The sequence below is a fragment of the Streptomyces sp. AP-93 genome, from assembly GCF_022808175.1.
Classification (GTDB): domain Bacteria; phylum Actinomycetota; class Actinomycetes; order Streptomycetales; family Streptomycetaceae; genus Streptomyces.
In genome coordinates, this window is the sequence record NZ_JALGBX010000010.1 from 18065 (window position 1) to 36169 (window position 18105).

General features: G+C 70.1%; 18 protein-coding genes. 11 read left to right on the plus strand and 7 right to left on the minus strand.

Translation table 11 applies throughout. The features are described from left to right. Positions 1-50 precede the first annotated feature (50 nt). Positions 51-635 (minus strand): TetR/AcrR family transcriptional regulator, encoded by a 585-nt coding sequence (locus MTF69_RS17945; protein ID WP_243335708.1) that lies wholly within the window; start codon positions 633-635, stop codon positions 51-53. Positions 636-759: 124 nt separating this feature from the next. On the opposite strand from MTF69_RS17945, the gene MTF69_RS17950 reads away from it, so the two are divergent. The 4 genes from MTF69_RS17950 to MTF69_RS17965 all read left to right on the plus strand — a co-directional run bounded on the left by MTF69_RS17950 (position 760) and on the right by MTF69_RS17965 (position 4628). Beyond that, positions 760-2358, plus strand: coding sequence for an MDR family MFS transporter (locus MTF69_RS17950; RefSeq protein ID WP_243335710.1), 1599 nt, complete (start codon positions 760-762; stop codon positions 2356-2358). Between the two features lie 283 nt (positions 2359-2641). After that, positions 2642-3469: a polysaccharide deacetylase family protein gene (locus MTF69_RS17955; protein ID WP_243335712.1), complete on the plus strand. Its 828-nt coding sequence runs from the start codon at positions 2642-2644 to the stop codon at positions 3467-3469. Positions 3470-3571: 102 nt separating this feature from the next. Next, on the plus strand, positions 3572-3901 hold the full coding sequence (locus MTF69_RS17960) for a nuclear transport factor 2 family protein (RefSeq protein ID WP_243335713.1): 330 nt from the start codon (positions 3572-3574) through the stop codon (positions 3899-3901). Between the two features lie 91 nt (positions 3902-3992). After that, on the plus strand, positions 3993-4628 hold the full coding sequence (locus MTF69_RS17965) for a hypothetical protein (protein WP_243335715.1): 636 nt from the start codon (positions 3993-3995) through the stop codon (positions 4626-4628). 191 nt (positions 4629-4819) lie between these two features. On the opposite strand, the gene MTF69_RS17970 is transcribed toward MTF69_RS17965, so the two are convergent. The 4 genes from MTF69_RS17970 to mgrA form a co-directional block, all read right to left on the minus strand. After that, on the minus strand, positions 4820-6133 hold the full coding sequence (locus tag MTF69_RS17970; protein ID WP_243335717.1) for an extracellular solute-binding protein: 1314 nt from the start codon (positions 6131-6133) through the stop codon (positions 4820-4822). A 328-nt stretch (positions 6134-6461) separates the two neighbouring features. Beyond that, positions 6462-7079, minus strand: coding sequence for an SMI1/KNR4 family protein (locus tag MTF69_RS17975; protein ID WP_243335719.1), 618 nt, complete (start codon positions 7077-7079; stop codon positions 6462-6464). Positions 7080-7138: 59 nt separating this feature from the next. Further along, complete coding sequence (locus tag MTF69_RS17980) at positions 7139-7531, minus strand: DUF192 domain-containing protein (protein WP_243335721.1); 393 nt, start codon at positions 7529-7531, stop codon at positions 7139-7141. Between the two features lie 420 nt (positions 7532-7951). Beyond that, positions 7952-8989, minus strand: a complete 1038-nt coding sequence (gene mgrA, locus MTF69_RS17985; protein WP_308401416.1) for an L-glyceraldehyde 3-phosphate reductase — start codon at positions 8987-8989, stop codon at positions 7952-7954. A 140-nt stretch (positions 8990-9129) separates the two neighbouring features. Here mgrA and MTF69_RS17990 point away from each other — a divergent pair, with 140 nt between their 5' ends. The 6 genes from MTF69_RS17990 (at position 9130) to MTF69_RS18015 (ending at position 15837) form a co-directional block, all read left to right on the plus strand. After that, positions 9130-9903, plus strand: a complete 774-nt coding sequence (locus MTF69_RS17990; protein WP_243335723.1) for an isoprenyl transferase — start codon at positions 9130-9132, stop codon at positions 9901-9903. A gap of 415 nt (positions 9904-10318) precedes the next feature. After that, positions 10319-11635, plus strand: a complete 1317-nt coding sequence (locus MTF69_RS17995) for a PhoH family protein (RefSeq protein ID WP_243335726.1) — start codon at positions 10319-10321, stop codon at positions 11633-11635. Positions 11636-12196: 561 nt separating this feature from the next. After that, a complete protein-coding gene (locus MTF69_RS18000; RefSeq protein WP_243335727.1) occupies positions 12197-12769 on the plus strand; it encodes a transglycosylase SLT domain-containing protein in 573 nt (190 codons plus the stop codon). 148 nt (positions 12770-12917) lie between these two features. Beyond that, a complete protein-coding gene (locus MTF69_RS18005; protein ID WP_243335730.1) occupies positions 12918-14321 on the plus strand; it encodes an AI-2E family transporter in 1404 nt (467 codons plus the stop codon). Continuing rightward, complete coding sequence (locus tag MTF69_RS18010) at positions 14305-15072, plus strand: hypothetical protein (protein WP_243335733.1); 768 nt, start codon at positions 14305-14307, stop codon at positions 15070-15072. Before MTF69_RS18005 ends, MTF69_RS18010 begins: the two co-directional genes overlap by 17 nt. Before the next feature lie 48 nt (positions 15073-15120). Further along, positions 15121-15837, plus strand: coding sequence for a hypothetical protein (locus tag MTF69_RS18015; RefSeq protein ID WP_243335735.1), 717 nt, complete (start codon positions 15121-15123; stop codon positions 15835-15837). Between the two features lie 72 nt (positions 15838-15909). Here MTF69_RS18015 and MTF69_RS18020 read toward each other — a convergent pair whose 3' ends face one another. Both MTF69_RS18020 and MTF69_RS18025 read right to left on the minus strand, forming a co-directional pair. Then, the gene (locus tag MTF69_RS18020) at positions 15910-16449 is read right to left on the minus strand and encodes an alkyl hydroperoxide reductase (protein ID WP_243335737.1); all 540 of its coding nucleotides are present in this window, start codon (positions 16447-16449) and stop codon (positions 15910-15912) included. Between the two features lie 3 nt (positions 16450-16452). After that, positions 16453-17007: a peroxiredoxin gene (locus tag MTF69_RS18025; protein ID WP_243335739.1), complete on the minus strand. Its 555-nt coding sequence runs from the start codon at positions 17005-17007 to the stop codon at positions 16453-16455. Positions 17008-17141: 134 nt separating this feature from the next. Between MTF69_RS18025 and MTF69_RS18030 the strand changes: the two genes are divergently transcribed. Beyond that, positions 17142-18089 carry a hydrogen peroxide-inducible genes activator gene (locus MTF69_RS18030; RefSeq protein ID WP_243335740.1) on the plus strand — a complete coding sequence of 316 codons (948 nt, stop codon included), beginning with the start codon at positions 17142-17144 and terminating at the stop codon, positions 18087-18089. The last annotated feature ends 16 nt before the right edge of the window (positions 18090-18105 follow it).

Here is an 18105-nt window from a genome sequence, read left to right on the forward strand (position 1 = left end):
AGAGAGTAATCCTTTGGCGTTTTGTTCGTTCGATCGAGTGAACAGGCGGGCTATGCCTGCCGGTGGGCCTGGGTGATCAGGTCCGTCGCGACCTCCAGGGCGGCCTGGCGGGTCTCCTCCGGGTCCCCCTCCACGTGCTGGAGGAACATCATCCCCGCGTGGAGGGTGAACAGGGCGCTCACGCACCGCACTTGGTCGGCCAGCGGGGCGTCCTCCTGGCCGGTCCGGAGCAGCTCCACCAGGGCGAAGAGGCGCTTCTTCACCGTCTCGCCGATGCTCAGCTCCCGCAGCGAGGCCTGGTTCTCCTGCATGAAGCGGTACAGCGAGGCGCCGCCCGCCATCGCCTCGCTGTAGCGGCGCAGGACCTCCCGCTTCATCTCCAGCGTGCGCGGCTGCTCCTCCGCCCACCGGATCAGCTCGTCGATCGGCCGGGTCAGGTCGTCGAACAGGCTGATGATGATGTCTTCCTTGGTCTTGAAGTGGTAGTACAGCGCCGCCTTCGTGACCCCCAGCCGCTCCGCGATCTCCCGCAGCGACGTCTTCTCGTACCCCTGCTCTGCGAAGAGTTCCAGTGCGACGTCCTGGATGCGCTGCCGCGTGTCGCCGCGGCGCTGCTGCGGACTGCTGCTGGACATGACTCTCCTCTGGTTACTTACTTGACGCCCGGCTAGTTACGGGTCTACCTTCCCCAGTGTAGTGAACTAGCCGGTCGGCAAGTAAGTCCCAGGGGCCGGTGCGTATGCGCCAGGGGAGTGGAACATGGTGGAAATCAAGAAGAACGCGGACGCCTCGGAGGAGGTGAAGCCGCGCAGCGTACGGGTCGTCCTGATGGCGCTCATGATCGCGATGCTGCTGGCCATGCTCGACAACATGATCATCGGCACGGCCATGCCCACGATCGTCGGCGAGCTCGGCGGCCTGGAACACCTCTCCTGGGTCGTCACCGCCTACACGCTGGCCACCGCCGCCTCCACTCCCATCTGGGGCAAGGTCGGCGACATGTACGGGAGGAAGGGCTCCTTCCTCACCGCGATCGTCATCTTCGTGATCGGCTCCGCGCTCAGCGGCATGGCCCAGGACATGGGCCAGCTCATCGGCTTCCGTGCGATCCAGGGCCTGGGCGCCGGCGGTCTGATGGTCGGCGTCATGGCGATCATCGGCGACCTGATCCCGCCCCGCGAGCGCGGCAAGTACCAGGGCATGATGGCCGGCGTGATGGCCCTCGCCATGATCGGCGGACCGCTGGTCGGCGGCACCATCACCGACCACATGGGCTGGCGCTGGTCCTTCTACATCAACCTCCCGCTCGGCGCCGTGGCCCTGGCCATGGTCACCGCGGTGCTGCACCTCCCGAAGAAGCCCCAAGGGGAACGCCCCAAGATCGACTACCTCGGCGCGGCGCTGCTCACCATCGGCATCACCTCCACCGTCCTCGTCACCACCTGGGGCGGCAGCGAGTACGCGTGGGGCTCCGCCGAGATCATCGGCCTGATCGCCGTCGGCATCGTCTCCATCGCCGGCTTCCTCTACGCCGAGACCAAGGCCGCCGACCCGGTCATGCCGCTGCACATCTTCCGCAGCCGCAACTTCACCCTCATGTCCGTGATCGGCTTCCTGGTCGGCTTCGCGATGTTCGGCGGCGTGCTGTACCTGCCGCTCTTCCAGCAGTCGGTCCAGGGCGCCTCGGCCACCAACTCCGGCCTGCTGCTCCTGCCGATGCTGCTCTCGATGATGGCCGTCTCGCTGATCGCGGGCCGGATCACGACCAACAGCGGCAAGTACAAGATCTTCCCGATCATCGGCGGCGGGCTGATGGTCGTCGGGCTCTTCCTGCTCGCGACCATGGACACCGGGACGAGCCGCCTGATGTCCGGCGTCTACATGGCGGTGCTCGGCGCCGGCCTCGGCTTCCTGATGCAGATCACGATGCTGGTCGCGCAGAACAGCGTCGAGATGAAGGACATGGGCGTCGCGTCCTCCTCGGCGACCCTGTTCCGTACGCTCGGCGGCTCCTTCGGCGTAGCGCTCATGGGCTCCCTGTTCACCAGTCAGGTCACCAGCACGATGACCGACCGGCTCGGCCCCGAGGCGGCGTCCGCGGCGGGCTCCGCGCAGTTGGACGCGGCGAGTCTGGCGAAGCTGCCCGAGGTCGTGCGGGAGGCCTACCAGCACGCGGTGGCCGCCGGTACGCACTCGGCGTTCCTGCTCGGTGCGGGGATCGCGGTACTGGGCTTCGTGGCCGCCTGGTTCGTCAAGGAGGTCCCGCTGCGGGGTGCCTCCGGCGGTGGAGCGGGTTCCTCCGGCGGTGATGCGGAGAAGGGTGAGCCGGCTGTGCAGGCGGCGTCGCTCTCCCACTGACGAGGGTGTGACGAGTTGCGGGCCCGGCCCGGCGGACGAAGGGATCCGCCCGGACCGGGCCCGTCGCCGTGCCGGGGCTCCGCCCCCGGACCCCCGCTCCTCAAACGCCGGAGGGGCTGGAAAACAGGTGGGACGGAATTCGGGACGATCAAGGACCAACGTCCTGGAACCCGGAATTTATGGGCCATTTGGCTGGAACCCCGCATCCCCGGCCGACGTCCTGACCAGTGCGAGCTCACACGGCGGACGTCGATATGGGGAGTTGAGACAGCACATGGGGTTCATGACGCGCACACAGATGCGGGGTACGAAGGCGCGGATCGCCGTCGCCGGAGCCGTGGCGGCGGTGGCCGCGACCGCGTGGGGGGTGACGGCGCTCGTCGACACGGGCCACGACACCCGTCACCAGAACGTCTCCCGGCAGACCGACGACCCGGCCGAGGGAGGCGGCGACGGCGAGCCGCAGGCGCCCGGGAAACCGGGCGGGCAGGTCCCGGACGGCATAGCCCACGCGTCGGAGAGCGGCGGCGACGCGGTCAACATCACCATCGACGACGGACCCGACCCCAAGTGGACCCCGAAGGTGCTGGAGGTGCTGGAGAAGTACGACGTGAAGGCGGTCTTCTGCATGATCGGACCGCAGGCCAAGGACCACCCCGACCTGGTCAAGAAGGTCGTCGCCGGCGGCCACCGGCTCTGCGACCACACGATGGACCACAACACCGGGATGGACAAGAAGCCTTTCCCCTACCAGCAGCAGCAGATCCTCGACGCGAAGAAGCAGATCGAGGACGCCGCGGGCGGCGGGGCCAAGGTGCAGTACTACCGGGCCCCCGGCGGCGCGTTCACCCCTGAGAGCCGGGCCCTGGCCGCCGCCAACGGCATGCGCCCGCTCGGCTGGAACGTCGACACCAAGGACTTCAGCAAGCCGGGCGTGGCCGCGATCGTCAGCACCGTCAAGGCCGAGATCGGCAACGGCCCGACCGTCCTCTTCCACGACGGCGGAGGCGACCGCACCCAGAGCGTCGAAGCCCTCGACCAGGTCCTGGCCTGGCTGAAGGAGCAGGGCCGGCCCACCGGCTTCCCGGTGGTCACCGGCCCCAGCGCCTGACACGCCGTCCGGTGGCGAACGGGTGAGGGTCGACGCCCCGGCGCCGCCCGGGGTGTTCCCTGGTCCCGCACGCAAGCCCGTACGCCCCACCAGGAGGTCTCCGTGGCCATCGCCCCCGGGAAGTTGTCCGACCCCGTCGTCGGCGCCCTCGTCAGCGCGGTCAACGCGCACGACAAGGACGCCTTCCTCGCGCTCCTGACCGCCGACGCGACCATGTCGGACGACGGGACGGAGCGCGACCTCCACGAGTGGATCGACCGGGAGATCTTCGACTCCGGCGGTCACATGGACGTCCAGTCCGAGTCCGACGGCGGCCGCACCCTGACCGTCGGCTACCGCAACGACACCTGGGGCGAGATGCGCACCTCCTGGCGGTTCGTCATCGCCCCCGGCGGAGGCCGCATCAGCCGCTTCGAGACCGGCCAGGCGTAGCGCGCGTCCACCACCGCCCGGCCGGATCCCGTACGGGTGAAAGGGCGCCCGGCGTCGTTCCGGCCCGCCGGAGGGTCCCGTTGGTCCGGGTATGAACCGCACCCGCACCGCCGCCCTCGTCCTCGCCGCCGCCGCGGCGGCCCTCGCCCCGGCCCTCTCGGGCGGCGCGGCCACCGCCGCGGACGGCGCGTCCGCGTCCTACCTCCAGGACCCGAGCGGCGGCGAGAAGTCGATGAAGTCGATGTGGACCAAGGACGACATGCACAAGGTGGAGGCGCAGTTCCGCTTCCACCCCGGCATCCAGTACAAGACCGTCACCCGCCCCGGCCCCAAGGGCGCAGAGGAGTACGAGCGCAAGGTCGGCGACCCCAAGACCCTGGCCTGGGAGCCCGGGTACGAGTTCGCGTGGTCGGTGTCGGATTCGCAGGGGGTCAAGAAGCTGCTGACGACGAAGGACGGCAAGCAGGTGTTCGTCCTGCACGCCGTCCTGCGCGACGCCCGGCGCGCCGGGGTGGCGCAGGTGCACCAGGAGCTCAAGGACCGGCCCGCGACGGGCCGTACGAAGATCCCCGGCGGCAAGCGCATCACCTGTGACACCGGTGTGTACACGGTGGAATGGTCGGTGACCCGCACCGGCTACGGCACCCTCACCGGTTCCCTGCAGTGGGACTCCAGCTGCGAGCAGTACCGCACGGCCTTCACCCCGGAGAACCAGGGCGCGAGCTAGTCGAGCCGCCTGGGCACAGGAGGTGGGCCGGCCGCCCCGCGCGCCTTGTGGGCGCTTGCGGGCGGCTGGGCCTCGGCCTTGGATCAAGGCCGTACCAGCCATGATGCCGCGCGGGGTGGGGCGCGGCAGGGGGCGAAGGTCCCTTTCGACAGGGGCGTTCGGGGGTTTCTCGACGGCGGCGCGGCCGCGCGTCAGCGGGCCTTCTTGGCCTCGTTCGCCTTGGAGGCGATCTCCTCCAGGACGGCCTTCGGGTCGCCGCCGGGGTCCACGGCGCGGCCGATGTTGCGCTTGATGGTGTCACTGATGACCACCCAGGACGGGTCGTTGACCGGGTAGAGCTGCGCACCGCGCAGGGCGTTCAGGAACTGCTGGTCGTTCTTGTCCATGCCCGAGGTTCCGGCCATCGTGCGGGAAGCCGAGACGGTGGACGGCAGCAGGTGGTAGCGGCCGGCGAAGTCCGACAGGTTCTTGTCCCGGTAGACGAACTCCAGGAACGTGCCGATCTCCTCGCGGTGGCCGTTCTGCTTGAAGGCCATCATCCAGTCGGCCACGCCCACGTTCGGCGGGACCTCCCCGGTGTTCAGCATGTCCGAGGCGGGCATCGCGACGGCACCGACCGTGATCCCCTTGGCACGCGCCTCGTGGGCGAGCTGGGGGTAGCCGTTGAGCATGCCGACCTCGCCGCGCTCGAAGGCGGCGAAGGCGTCGGCGCGGTTGAGCTTGGACGGGGCAGTGGGTCCGAGCAGCCCGGGGGTGACCAGGTGCTCCTTGATCCACTTGAAGGTCAGGATGTTCTGCTCGGAGGCCAGGCTGTAGTTGCCGCTGTTGTCGGCGTAGCCGCCGCCGTTGCTGAGCTCCCAGATCATCGCCTCGGCGTGCGCCTCCTCCGGGCCCAGGGGCATGGCGAACGGGGTCTTCACGCCCTCGGCCTTGAGCGCCGTGGCGGCGGCCTTCAGGTCCGACCAGGTCTTGGGCTGCCAGCCGTTCTTGGAGCCCTTCGGGATGACCCCGGCCTCGATGAGCAGCTGCTCGTTGTAGAAGAGCAGGCGGCTGCTCGCCACGAAGGGCAGGCCGTAGAGGGTGTTGCGGACGGAGCCGGCGTCGGAGAGGGGCTTCAGGAAGTTCGCCTCGGCGGAAACCGAGAGGAGTTCGGGCGCGGAATAGAGCTTGCCCTGCGCCGCGAAGTCCGAGTAACCGCCCATGAGGGCCATGTCCGGAGCGTTGCCGGCCTTGACCATGCGGGAGACTTCACGGTCGATGTCGGCCCACGGCAGGAGCTCGACCTGGACCTTGATGTCGGGGTTCGAGGCGGTGAAATCAGCCGTCACCTTGTCCCAGAAAGCCTTGGAACTGGTGTTGGTCGAGGGGTCGCCGTACTCGGCGGCGACGAGGCGGAGGGTGCCGCTGTCATCAGCGCTTCCGCCGGAGCTGCCACAGCCGGCCAGCGGTATCAGCAGACCGAGCACGACCGTGGTGGCGGCCGCGCCGAAGTTTCTTCGTCGCACGGGTGGATTCCCCTGATTTTCTTTTGAGTCCCGTTATTACTTATGAGTTACTCCGGGCTGCGGTGTCCCTCAGTGGCCCGTTGGCCGGAATTCTCTCCTGAGGGAGGGCGGTTGGTTCCATTGGGTCGGCACTTGTGTTCAATGCTCCAAGTGCGGCATTTCAGAATGGTGTTTTCCGATATGTGATCAACAATTCGGACGCGCGTAGACATGCCGAAACGCCCGTTTCCGGCCACGGAGCGCGGCGGAACGGGTGCGAGGGGCGGGAACGGCGGGAGGGGAGTCGCGGGGGGAACGGCGGGGGAACGGCGGGCGAGCGGGCGGGGTCTCAGTCCGCGAAGTCGCCCGCGTAGGGGTCGGGCTCGCCCGTTTCGGGGTTTCGCCCCTCCTGCCAGCGGCGCTGGGCTTTGCGCCAGTGCACGAAGCTGAGGTGGCCGCCGTCCCAGAAGGTGATGCTGACGGGGCTCACGTCGAACTCGTCGGAGCACAGCAGGTGGAGGAACTCGGCCATGCCGTACGGGTACACCGCGAAGGAGTCGGCGGTGTGCCGGCCGACCACCAGAACGGGCCAGCGGTCGGGGTCGAGGTCGGTCGTCAGCCAGCACAGGATGTCGGAGCCGCCGGTGACGCCCCAGGCGAGGATCGACTCCGGGTCCACATCGAAGGCGGCCCGGCCGCCCTCCGCCTCCCAGATCTGGCGGGCGTTGGCCGTCTCCTCCGCCATCTGGGCCGGGTCCCACTGGAGTCCGGGCTTGGGCAGCGGAAGCAGCACGCTCGCCTCGCCGTTGATCGAGCCGGCGCCGAAGCGGCCCATGAAGGCGACGAAGTCGGCGGGGAAGCGGCTGCCCCAGACGGCCTCGGCCGCCTGCCAGTCGATGTCCTCGTCGGCTCCGTGGGTCGCCGGCATGATCTGCTCCAGCGCTTTGATGCGCGCGTTCTCGGTCATGCCGCTCCCCTGCCACCCCAGCTCAACCGCCCCAACCTACCGCCGGTGCAGGGTGGCGCCTAGCGCATGGTGAGACGGACCCGCAGCGGGGACCCGACGCGCAGGCCCCAGGCGGCCATGGCTCCGGCCTCGGCCTCCAGGACGTGGCGGGCGCGCAGCCGGGGGAGGCCGAGCCGGCCGGGGGCCATGGTGGTCAGCGCGATGACGGTGAGCCGGCGGTCGAGGTGGGCCACGTCGATGGCGAAGCGCATCCGGAAGGTGTGCACGCTCGAGGCCGGGGTCAGGAGCATCGCCCCTTCGATGCCGTCCCGCCCGAGCAGGCCGCGCGTGCGGGCCCGGTAGGAGGCGGCCACTTCCAGGGGGACCTCCAGGAGCTCCGGGCGCTCCAGCCCCGCGCCCCGGTCGACGTAGAGCACGCCCCGGCCGTCGTGCCACCGTTCCCTGTTCCCCATGCCGGCCACCCTAGGGCCCGTCCCGCCCGTCGCGAGGTGCGGCGCCGTCGCCGGGGGCCAGCCCCCGGACCCCCGCGCCTCAAACGCCGGCGGGGCTGGATGTGGCCGGCCACCCTAGGGCCCGGCCCGCCCCCGGGTCCGGGCTGCGGCGTCAAGACGGCGCACCCGAGGGGGTCCCCCGGGGGAGGGACGGCGGCAGGTTGGTCCGTACGGGCTCAGGCCGGGCCCCGCAAGGGCTGTGGGGCCGTTTCGGCTCTGCGGAGCGCTCCCGGACGGCTCCGGAGCGTAATCGTGTCGCGGTGGTGCACGCAGCGGGCTTTACGAAGGGTTATGGTGGAACCCCCCCCTCGGGCCGGTCCGTATCCCCCCCACGGACCGGCCCGTTTTTTGTCTCCGCGCAGCGGCCGGCAAAGACGCAGGTCAGCCCCGCTGGGCCCAGATGTTGGCGCCGGGGGTGGACACCGCGAAGGAGTCGATCTCCTTCAGTTCCTGCTCCGACAGCGGTGCGCCGGACAGTGAAGCCACATTTTCTTCGAGCTGCTTCACGCTCGACGCGCCGATCAGCGCCGACGTCATCCGCTCGTCCCGCAGCACCCAGTTCAGCGCGAGCTGGGCCAGCGTCTGCCCGCGCCGCGCCGCGATCTCGTTCAGTCCGTTCAGCCGGCGCACGACCTCGTCCGACAGCAGGTCGGGGTTGAGGGACTTGCCCTGCGTGGCCCGCGAGCCCTCCGGGATCCCCTTGAGGTACTTCCCGGTCAGCAGCCCCTGCGCGAGCGGCACGAAGGAGATGCAGCCCATGCCGGCCTCCTCCAGGGTGTCCAGCAGTCCGTCGTCCTCCGTCCAGCGGTTGATCATGGAGTACGAGGGCTGGTGGATCAGGGGGCGCACGCCCATCTCCCGCAGCAGCCGGGCCGCCTCGGCCGTCTGCTCCGCGGTGTACGAGGACACGCCGACGTAGAGCGCCTTGCCCTGCTGGACCGCGGACGCCAGCGCGCCCATGGTCTCCTCCAGCGGGGTGTCCGGGTCGAAGCGGTGCGAGTAGAAGATGTCGACGTAGTCGACGCCCATCCGCTTCAGCGACGCGTCCAGCGAGCCGAGCAGGTACTTGCGGCTGCCCCACTCGCCGTACGGCCCCTCGTGCATGAGGTAGCCGGCCTTGGTGGACAGGACCAGCTCCTCGCGGTGGGACGCGAAGTCCTGCGCGAAGATCTTCCCGAAGTTCAGCTCGGCCGAGCCGGGGGGCGGGCCGTAGTTGTTCGCCAGGTCGAAGTGGGTGACGCCGAGGTCGAAGGCCCGGCGCAGGATCGCCCGCTGGGACACCAGGGACGTGTCGTCGCCGAAGTTGTGCCACAGGCCGAGGGAGATCGCGGGGAGCTTGAGGCCGCTGTGGCCGGTGCGCCGGTACTCCATGGAGTCGTAGCGCGAGGGCTCTGCCCGATAGGGATTGGTTTCAGTCACGTTGTCCTCCCTATCACGGACTTGTGACAGGACCGAGTTGGGTGCCGGATCCCTCTCCGCAGTAATGTGGCGGTCTGTGGCGGACTTGGGGGGACCACCGCATTCCGCACGGGGGTATCGCTCGGAGGGGCTGGAAGATCGTGAAGCTGCGCGACCTGGTACGCCGTCCTGTGTACAGGCTCTACGCACGCCGGGTGGAAGGCCGCATCGACCATGACGAGACGCCCAAGCACATCGGTGTGATCCTGGACGGGAACCGGCGCTGGGCGAAGGCGTCCGGGGGCACGACGGTGCAGGGCCACCAGGCCGGCGCCGACAAGATCTCCGAGATGCTGGGCTGGTGCACCGAGACCGACGTCGAGGTCGTCACCCTGTGGATGCTCTCCACGGACAACCTGGACCGCCCCGAGGTCGAGCTCCGCCCGCTGCTCAACATCATCGAGAACACCGTCCGGGGCCTCGCCGCCGACGGCCGCTGGCGCGTCCACCACGTCGGCAACCTCGACATCCTGCCCTCCGGGACCCAGAGCGTCCTGAAGGAGGCCATGGAGGCCACCCGCAACGTCGACGGGATACTCGTCAACGTCGCGGTCGGCTACGGCGGCCGCCAGGAGATCGCCGACGCGGTCCGCTCGCTCCTGCTGGAGCACGCCTCGAAGGGCACCTCCTTCGAGGAGCTCGCCGAGATCCTCGACATCGAGCACATCGCGGAGCACCTCTACACGCGCGGCCAGCCCGACCCGGACCTGGTGATCCGCACCAGCGGAGAGCAGCGGCTGTCCGGATTCATGCTGTGGCAGAGCGCGCACTCCGAGTACTACTTCTGCGAAGTCTTCTGGCCGGCCTTCCGCAAGGTCGACTTCCTGCGCGCCCTGCGCGACTACGCCGCCCGCCACCGGCGCTACGGCAGCTGACCCGCCCGGCAGGGCACCCGTACGGCACCTGACCTGCGGGTCTCTGACACCCCCTCGGCACCTCACGGCGCGCCCGGACTCCTCCGTGGCGCGCCGTCCCCGTGTTCCCGTACGTCCGTGCCGTCTCCCGGGGCCCTGCGCGCGAGGCCTTCACCAGGGATTCACCGAGCGTCCGTCATATGCCATGGCATGGCTGGACCCATTCGGGGAATATCCCTTGCAGGTCGACGCCCGATCCACGGGTGTCGAGTCTCAGCGGACGGCATGGGGTCGTCCGCCCGGGAGGCCCTTTGCACCAGGACGCACGTGCGGTTCGCACGGACGGAGTGGAGGGCCGGAAGTCGGCCCGCGCAGGGGTGCCGATGACCGGTCCGGTCTTCATGGCCCGACCTCTTCCGAGGGGGTACGTCCTTCCGTGGTGACCAGCACAAAGAGCCGCCTGCCCGACAGGCGGACCTACGTCCTCGACACCAGCGTCCTGCTGGCAGACCCCAACGCGATCACCCGCTTCGAGGAGCACGAGGTAGTGCTCCCGATCGTGGTGATCACCGAGCTGGAGGCAAAGAGGCACCATCCCGAACTCGGCTACTTCGCCCGTCAGGCCCTGCGCCTTCTCGACGAGTTCCGGGTCCTCCACGGTCGCCTCGACGCACCCATCCCGCTGGGCGATCTGGGCGGCACCCTGCGCGTCGAGCTCAACCACTCCGACCAGAGCGTCCTGCCCGCCGGTTTCAGGCTGGGGGACAACGATTCGCGGATCCTCGCGGTCGCACGCAACCTCCAGGCCGAGGGCTATGACGTCACGGTCGTCTCGAAGGACCTCCCCCTGCGCATCAAGGCCTCCTCCGTGGGGCTGATGGCCGAGGAGTACCGCGCGGAGCTCGCGATCACCGATGCCGGCTGGACCGGCATGAGCGAGCTGGGGCTCTCCGGGGAGCAGGTGGACCTCCTCTTCTCCGAGGAGCGGCTCTACGTACCGGAGGCCGCGGAACTCCCGGTGCACACCGGGCTGGTCCTCCAGTCCGAGCGCGGCAAGGCGCTGGGCCGGGTCACGGCCGACGGCAACGTGAAGCTCGTACGGGGCGACCGCGAGGCCTTCGGGCTGCACGGCCGCAGCGCCGAGCAGCGGATCGCGCTCGACCTCCTGCTCGACCCCGACATCGGGATCATCTCGATGGGCGGCCGGGCCGGCACCGGAAAGTCGGCGCTGGCGCTGTGCGCGGGGCTGGAAGCCGTACTGGAGCGGAGGCAGCATCAGAAGGTGATGGTCTTCCGGCCGCTGTACGCGGTCGGCGGCCAGGACCTCGGCTACCTCCCCGGGGACGCCTCCGAGAAGATGAGCCCCTGGGCCCAGGCGGTCTTCGACACCCTCTCGGCGGTCGCCGGGCGCGCGGTCATCGAGGAGGTGCTGAACCGCGGGATGCTGGAGGTCCTGCCGCTCACGCACATCCGCGGCCGCTCGCTGCACGACGCGTTCGTGATCGTGGACGAGGCGCAGTCGCTGGAGCGCAACGTCCTGCTGACCGTTCTGTCCCGTATCGGGGCCAATTCGCGGGTGGTTCTCACCCACGACGTGGCCCAGCGGGACAACCTGCGGGTCGGCCGGTACGACGGAGTCGTCGCCGTGGTCGAGAAGCTGAAGGGTCATCCGCTCTTCGCGCACGTCACGCTGACCCGTTCGGAGCGCTCCCCGATCGCCGCGCTGGTCACCGAGATGCTGGAGAACCTGTAGGGCCGCCGGCCGGCCCGCACGGGCCGCAAAACAGGTAAAACACCCATAGCGGGAGCGTGAGTTGGCGCCGCCCGGCAAAGGCCAGAGAGCCTAGCCGGGCGGCGCCTTCACGCACAGGGGTTTATCGAAACCGATGGCGACATGCCAGGTGTGACCTTTCCCACGCAACGGAGAATTGCCCTGCGGCGTCGAGGTCCGGCAGAGTCTGTTTTCCGTCAGGCCCCGCATACGGCACACCTGTATCTCCCGTGAGATGCGCGCAGTACCGCTAACTCCACAATCGATCGCCGTATGCCGCCCGGAGCATCACGCGGCACTCCCGCAAGGGAGTTGCCCACGGGCCCGCGCCTCCAGTGACCGCACCACCACGGAGGCCAGTGTCAGGGCACTATTGCGCCCGCGCGGTCACTGCGGACGCTGCTGGAAGGAAACCGTGTGAGCCGGATCTCGGTTCGGGGATTCGCTGTGGCTTCGGCCACCGCTGTCACCACCGTCGGCGCCGTCGTGGGTGTTGCCACTGGCGACCCCGCCTCGAACGATCTCGAGACGACCGCGTCCGGGATGACTCTCCTCACTGACATCCCGGTCGGCGAGCAGGCGCAGGTCCAGAACGCGTCCCTGACGCAGCAGGCCGACTCCATCGCCCACGCCGCCGACACCGACGCCAAGCGTTCGGCGGAGGAGGCCGCCCGCATCCAGGCCGCCCAGGACGCCAAGGCGAAGAAGGCCGAGGCGCAGAAGGCCGCGGACGACAAGGCGAAGAAGGAGCGCGAGGAGAAGGAGCAGGCTGCCAGCCGTACCGCCCCCCGCGACGGATCCGCCTTCGCGCCGCAGGCCACGTACACGGTCGCCCAGGTCAAGGCGATCGCCCAGCAGATGGTCCCGGCGGGGCAGTTCGCATGCTTCTCCAAGATCATCAACCAGGAATCCACCTGGAACTACCGGGCCGTGAACAAGTCCTCGGGCGCCTACGGCCTCGTCCAGGCCCTGCCCGGCTCGAAGATGGCCTCGGCGGGCGCGGACTGGCGCACCAACCCGGCCACGCAGATCGAGTGGGGTCTGAACTACATGAACGACCGCTACGGCAGCCCGTGTGGAGCCTGGAGCTTCCACCAGGCCAACAACTGGTACTAGGCACACCCGGACACGCCGGTACCGGAGCGCGCCCGCGTGCTCAACCTCGAAGAGCCCCGCATCGTCCTACGGTGCGGGGCTCCTCGCGTGTACGGTCTTTCGAGGTGTGCCCCCGGCAGGCGGTCCAGGGGCGGGGGAGGGGAACGAGATGGCGAAGACAGGCTGGCTCGGCCGGCTCGGCAACAGGCTGAGCCACGTGGAGGCCCGGCTCGCGGAGCGGCGCGCCGAGGTCGAGGCCGAGAACTCCGACGCCGCGCCCTCCCCGGCCCAGGCCTCACCGGCCCCCGCTGCCCCGGCCCCCGCTTCCCAGGCCCCCGTTTCCCCGGCCCTCGTCCCACCGCACCCCGCGTCCCCGGGCGCCGAACACGCGGGCTACGCCACCCCCGTGCGCCCCGACCCCGTGTCCGTCATCCCGTGGGGCATGCGCGTCGCCGCCGAGGCGAGCTGGCGGCTGCTGCTGCTCGCCGGGATGCTCTGGGTCCTGATGCGGGTGATCAGCGAAGTCCGCCTGGTCGTCCTCGCCTTCGCCGCCGCCCTCCTGGTCACCGCGCTGCTCCAGCCCTTCGTGGTCCGGCTGCGCCGGCTCGGCATGCCCCGCGGCCTGGCCACGGCCGTCACCGCGATCCTCGGGTTCGTGGTCATCGGGCTGGTCGGCTGGTTCGTGGTCTGGCAGGTCATGGACAACCTCGACCAGCTCTCCGCCCGGCTGCGCGAAGGCATCAACGAACTCAAACTCTGGGCACTGGACAGTCCGTTCCACGTGACCGAGAAGCAGATCAACGACATCGCGAAGAACCTCAGCGAGACCATCGGCACCAACACCGAACAGATCACCTCCGTCGGCCTGCAAGGCGTCACGGTCCTCGTCGAAGTGCTGACGGGCATGCTCCTCGCGATGTTCTCCACGCTCTTCCTGCTCTACGACGGCAAGCGCATCTGGACCTGGACCACGGGCCTGCTCCCCGCGGCCGCCCGCCCCGGCGTCGCCGGCGCCGGTCCGCGCGCCTGGCGGACCCTGACCGCGTACGTGCGCGGCACGGTCCTGGTGGCCCTCATCGACGCCGTGTTCATCGGTCTCGGCCTCTACTTCCTCGACGTGACGATGGCCGTGCCGCTCGCCGTCTTCATCTTCCTGTTCGCCTTCATCCCGCTCGTCGGCGCGGTGATCTCCGGCGTCCTCGCCGTGGTCGTGGCCCTGGTGACCCAGGGGCCGTTCACCGCGACGATGGTGCTGCTGGTGGTCCTGGCCGTGCAGCAGATCGAGGGCCACGTGCTCCAGCCCTTCATCCTGGGCCGGGCGGTACGGGTCCACCCGCTCGCGGTGGTGCTCTCGGTGGCGGCCGGCGGCCTGGTCGCCGGCATCGGCGGAGCGGTGGTCGCCGTTCCGCTGGTCGCCGTCACCAACACCGTCGTCGGCTACCTGCGGGCCTACTCCCGCGAACAGCTCCATCACGGGCTCTCCCCGGTCGGCCCCGGGCCGCACGGTGCGACGGCCCTGGGCCAGGCGGTATCCGACGCGGAGGAGACCCGCACGGGTGATAACGGAGCCTGAGTTCGACGGAGGGTCGTCCAGCCTGCCGGGCCCGGAGGGGCCGGAGGGGCCGCTGGAGCCCCGGACCGACGAGAGGTCCTCGTGGCGGCCCGGCCGCCGCCCGTGGCGGTGGGCGCTCGGCGGAGCCCTGCTCGCCTGCGTGCCGTGGGCCGGCGCCTGGTGGGCCGCGACCCCGCAGGACGACCGCCCGCCGCTGCGGTACGCGCTGCCCGTGAGCCTGTGCGACGAGGCGAAGCTGCCCGCGCTGGCCCGGCTGGCCGAGGCGATCCAGTGGCAGGCAGCCACCCCGAAACTGTTCGAGCACCCGGGAGTGGACCAGGCGTACTGCCAGCTGAGCACCTCGAGGGATCCGGAGGAGGGCCCCGGGCTCCGGCTCGCGTACGAGGTCCAGGCCTCGATGACCCTGCACAAACGGACCGACCCCGCCCCGGAGTTCGGCGCGGATCCCGCGCCCGCGGGCTGGATGGGCTCGAGCGGCGCGGAACCGCGCTCGGTGCCGGGGCTCGGGGAGCGGGCCCTGATGTGGGAGATGGAGTACGAGCAGTCGTGGCGGCTGGCCGTCCTCGACGGGGGTGCGGTGTTCACCGTGGACCTGACCGTGTGGGCGTCCGGCCCGGACGAGGTCGACGGCGACGGCAATCCGATCGCGAGCTCCGGGCCCCCGGAAGAACCGCCGAAGCCCGATTCCGATGCGGTCCAGGCTGCGATGATCGACGACATGCACGGCCTGATGAAGGCGCTGCGCAGGTAGGCGCGGCCGGTGCCGTAGGCGCGGGGGCGCGGGGATGGGGGACACGGGATGATCGGCGAGCCCGAGATCGACGGGGGCTGGGAGACGGCGAGCGGCGCGGAGGGGGCCGCGGAGGCCCTTCCGGGCGGGCCCGAGCACGAGCGCGAGAACGGGGGCGAGCGCGTACGGGGCGCCCGCAGGCCATGGCTGTGGGCGCTGGGCGGGGTGGTGGCGGCCTCGGCGGTGTGGGCGGGCACCCTGGCCGTGCAGGACCGCTTCCCGGACGTACCGCGCCTCGACTACCGGCACTCCCCGGACCTGTGCAAGGAGTTCGAGCTCGGGACGGTCGGTCAGGTGGCCGGCCGGGAGTTCCAGGGACGCGAGAGCGCTGAGGGAGTGTCCCTCGCGCAGGACTGGTCGTACTGCACGGTCTCCACGGAGTACCAGGAGGGGACCATGATGTACGGGGCCCAGCTGCTGGTCGAGCTGCACAAGAAGGGCGACCCGGAGACGGAGTTCGCCACTGGCCCGGGGACGGACCCGGCGACCCGGATGAACACCGACGAGCGCTTCGGGGTGACGGGCCTCGGCGACCGGGCGATGTTCGACCGGTACTACGCGGGCGGCGGATCGCGGCTCATGGTGCTCGACGGAGGGTCCGTCTTCACCCTCACCGTGCAGTGGTACAACCTGAAGGACGGCCAGAGCGGCAGCATCGACGAGAGCGCGATGGACGCGGCGATGATCGAGGACATGCGGGCGCTGATGACGAAGCTGGAGCGGTAGCCGCGGATGCGCGCGCACGCGCAGGGCCCCGCGACCGGAGTCGCGGGGCCCTGTGGTGCGTATGGCGGGGTGTCACTCGCCCGCGAGGGCGGCCTCGGCGTCGAGGGTGACGGCGACGGCCTGGATCACCGAGGCGATCTTGAAGGCCTCCTGGACCGTCTCGCGGTCCACGCCGGCCTTGCGCAGGACCTGCTCGTGCGAGTCCAGGCACTGGCCGCAGCCGTTGACCGCGGAGACGGCCAGCGACCACAGCTCGAAGTCGACCTTCTCCACACCGGGGTTGCCGATGACGTTCATCCGCAGGCCCGCGCGCAGGTTGCCGTACTCCGGGTCGGAGAGCAGGTGGCGGGTGCGGTAGAAGACGTTGTTCATCGCCATGACCGCGGCGGCCGACTTGGCGGCGGTGTACGCCTCCGGCGACAGGGCCGCCTTCGCCTCCGGCTCCAGCTCACGCAGGACGCGCGGCGAGCGCGCCGCGATGGCGCAGGACAGGACCGTGCCCCACAGCTGCTGCTGCGTCAGGGCGTCCTGATTGCCGATGACCGAACCGAGGTTCAGCTTCAGGTCCTTGGCGAAGTCCGGCAGGGCGGACTTGAGGGAGTCGAGGGACATCGCTCACTCACCGGCCAGCAGTGCGCCGGCGTCGATGGTGCTCTCGCCCTTGTTCCAGTTGCAGGGGCACAGCTCGTCGGTCTGCAGGGCGTCGAGGACCCGCAGGACCTCCTTGGGGTTCCGGCCGACGGAACCGGCGGTCACCATGGAGAACTGGATCTCGTTGTTCGGGTCCACGATGAAGACGGCGCGCATCGGGAGGCCGTCCGAGCCGAGGATGCCGAGGTCGGCGCAGAGCTCGCGCTTGATGTCGGACATCATCGGGAAGGGCAGGTCGCGCAGGTCTGCGTGGTCCTTGCGCCAGGCGTGGTGGACGTACTCGGAGTCGAGCGAGAAGCCGAGGATCTGGGCGTCACGGTCGGCGAACTCGTCGTTCAGCTTGCCGAAGGCGGCGATCTCGGTCGGGCACACGAAGGTGAAGTCGAGCGGCCAGGAGAACATGATCTTCCACTTGCCCTCGTAGGTCTTGTGGTCGATCTGCGCGAACTCGGCTCCGGCCTCCAGCGAGACGCAAGCGGTCAGGTCGTAGGTGGGGAACTGGTCGCCGACAGTGAGCACGTGCTCTCCTTGCGCAGAGGAAAGGGACCCTTTTGGGGGCTTTCCGGGGGGTTGGACGTATCTCACATGCTGACACAGCTGCATTGATTGCAGAAATAGCTAGCCTGGTGCCGAATGATCGGAGGTGCCTATCAGTGGCTGTGGGCAATAGAGGAACGAAACAGGCGACGCTCGCCCAGCTGCGGGCCTTCGCCGCCGTGGCCGAGCACTTGCACTTCCGGGACGCGGCCGCCGCGATCGGGATGAGCCAGCCCGCGCTCTCGGGGGCCGTGTCCGCGCTGGAGGAGGCGCTCGGGGTGCGGCTGCTGGAACGGACCACGCGCAAGGTGCTGCTCACGCCCGCCGGGGAGCGGATCGCGGGCCGGGCGCGGGCCGTGCTCGACGCGATGGGCGGGCTGCTGGAGGAGGCGGAGGCGGTACGGGCCCCCTTCACCGGGGCGCTGCGGTTCGGGGTGATTCCCACCGTGGCCCCGTACCTGCTGCCGACCGTGCTCGGACTCTTCCACCGGCGCTACCCGCGGCTCGACCTCCAGGTGCACGAGGAGCAGACGGCCTCGCTGCTGGAGGGGCTGGCCGGCGGGCGGCTCGACCTGCTGCTGCTCGCCGTACCGCTCGGGGTGCCCGGCGTCACCGAACTGCCCCTCTTCGACGAGGACTTCGTCCTGCTCGCGCCGCGCGATCACCCGCTCGCCGGCCGCAAGGACATCCCGCGCGAGGAACTGCGCGGGCTGCGGCTGCTGCTGCTCGACGAGGGGCACTGCCTGCGCGACCAGGCCCTCGACATCTGCCACGACGCGGGACGCGCCGCCGGGGCGGACGTCACCACGACCGCCGCCGGGCTGTCCACCCTCGTGCAGCTGGTCGCCGGGGGGCTGGGCGTCACGCTGCTGCCGCGCACCGCGCTGCGCCTGGAAACCGCCCGCAACGAGCACCTGGCCACCGGGTACTTCGCCGAACCGGCGCCCTCGCGGCGGATCGCGCTGGCCATGCGGACCGGAACGGCCCGCGAGGCGGAGTTCCGGGCCGTCGCCGACGCGCTGCGCGAAGCCGTACGCCCGCTCCCCGTCTGGCTGACGGACTGAGAGCGGGCGCACGGCT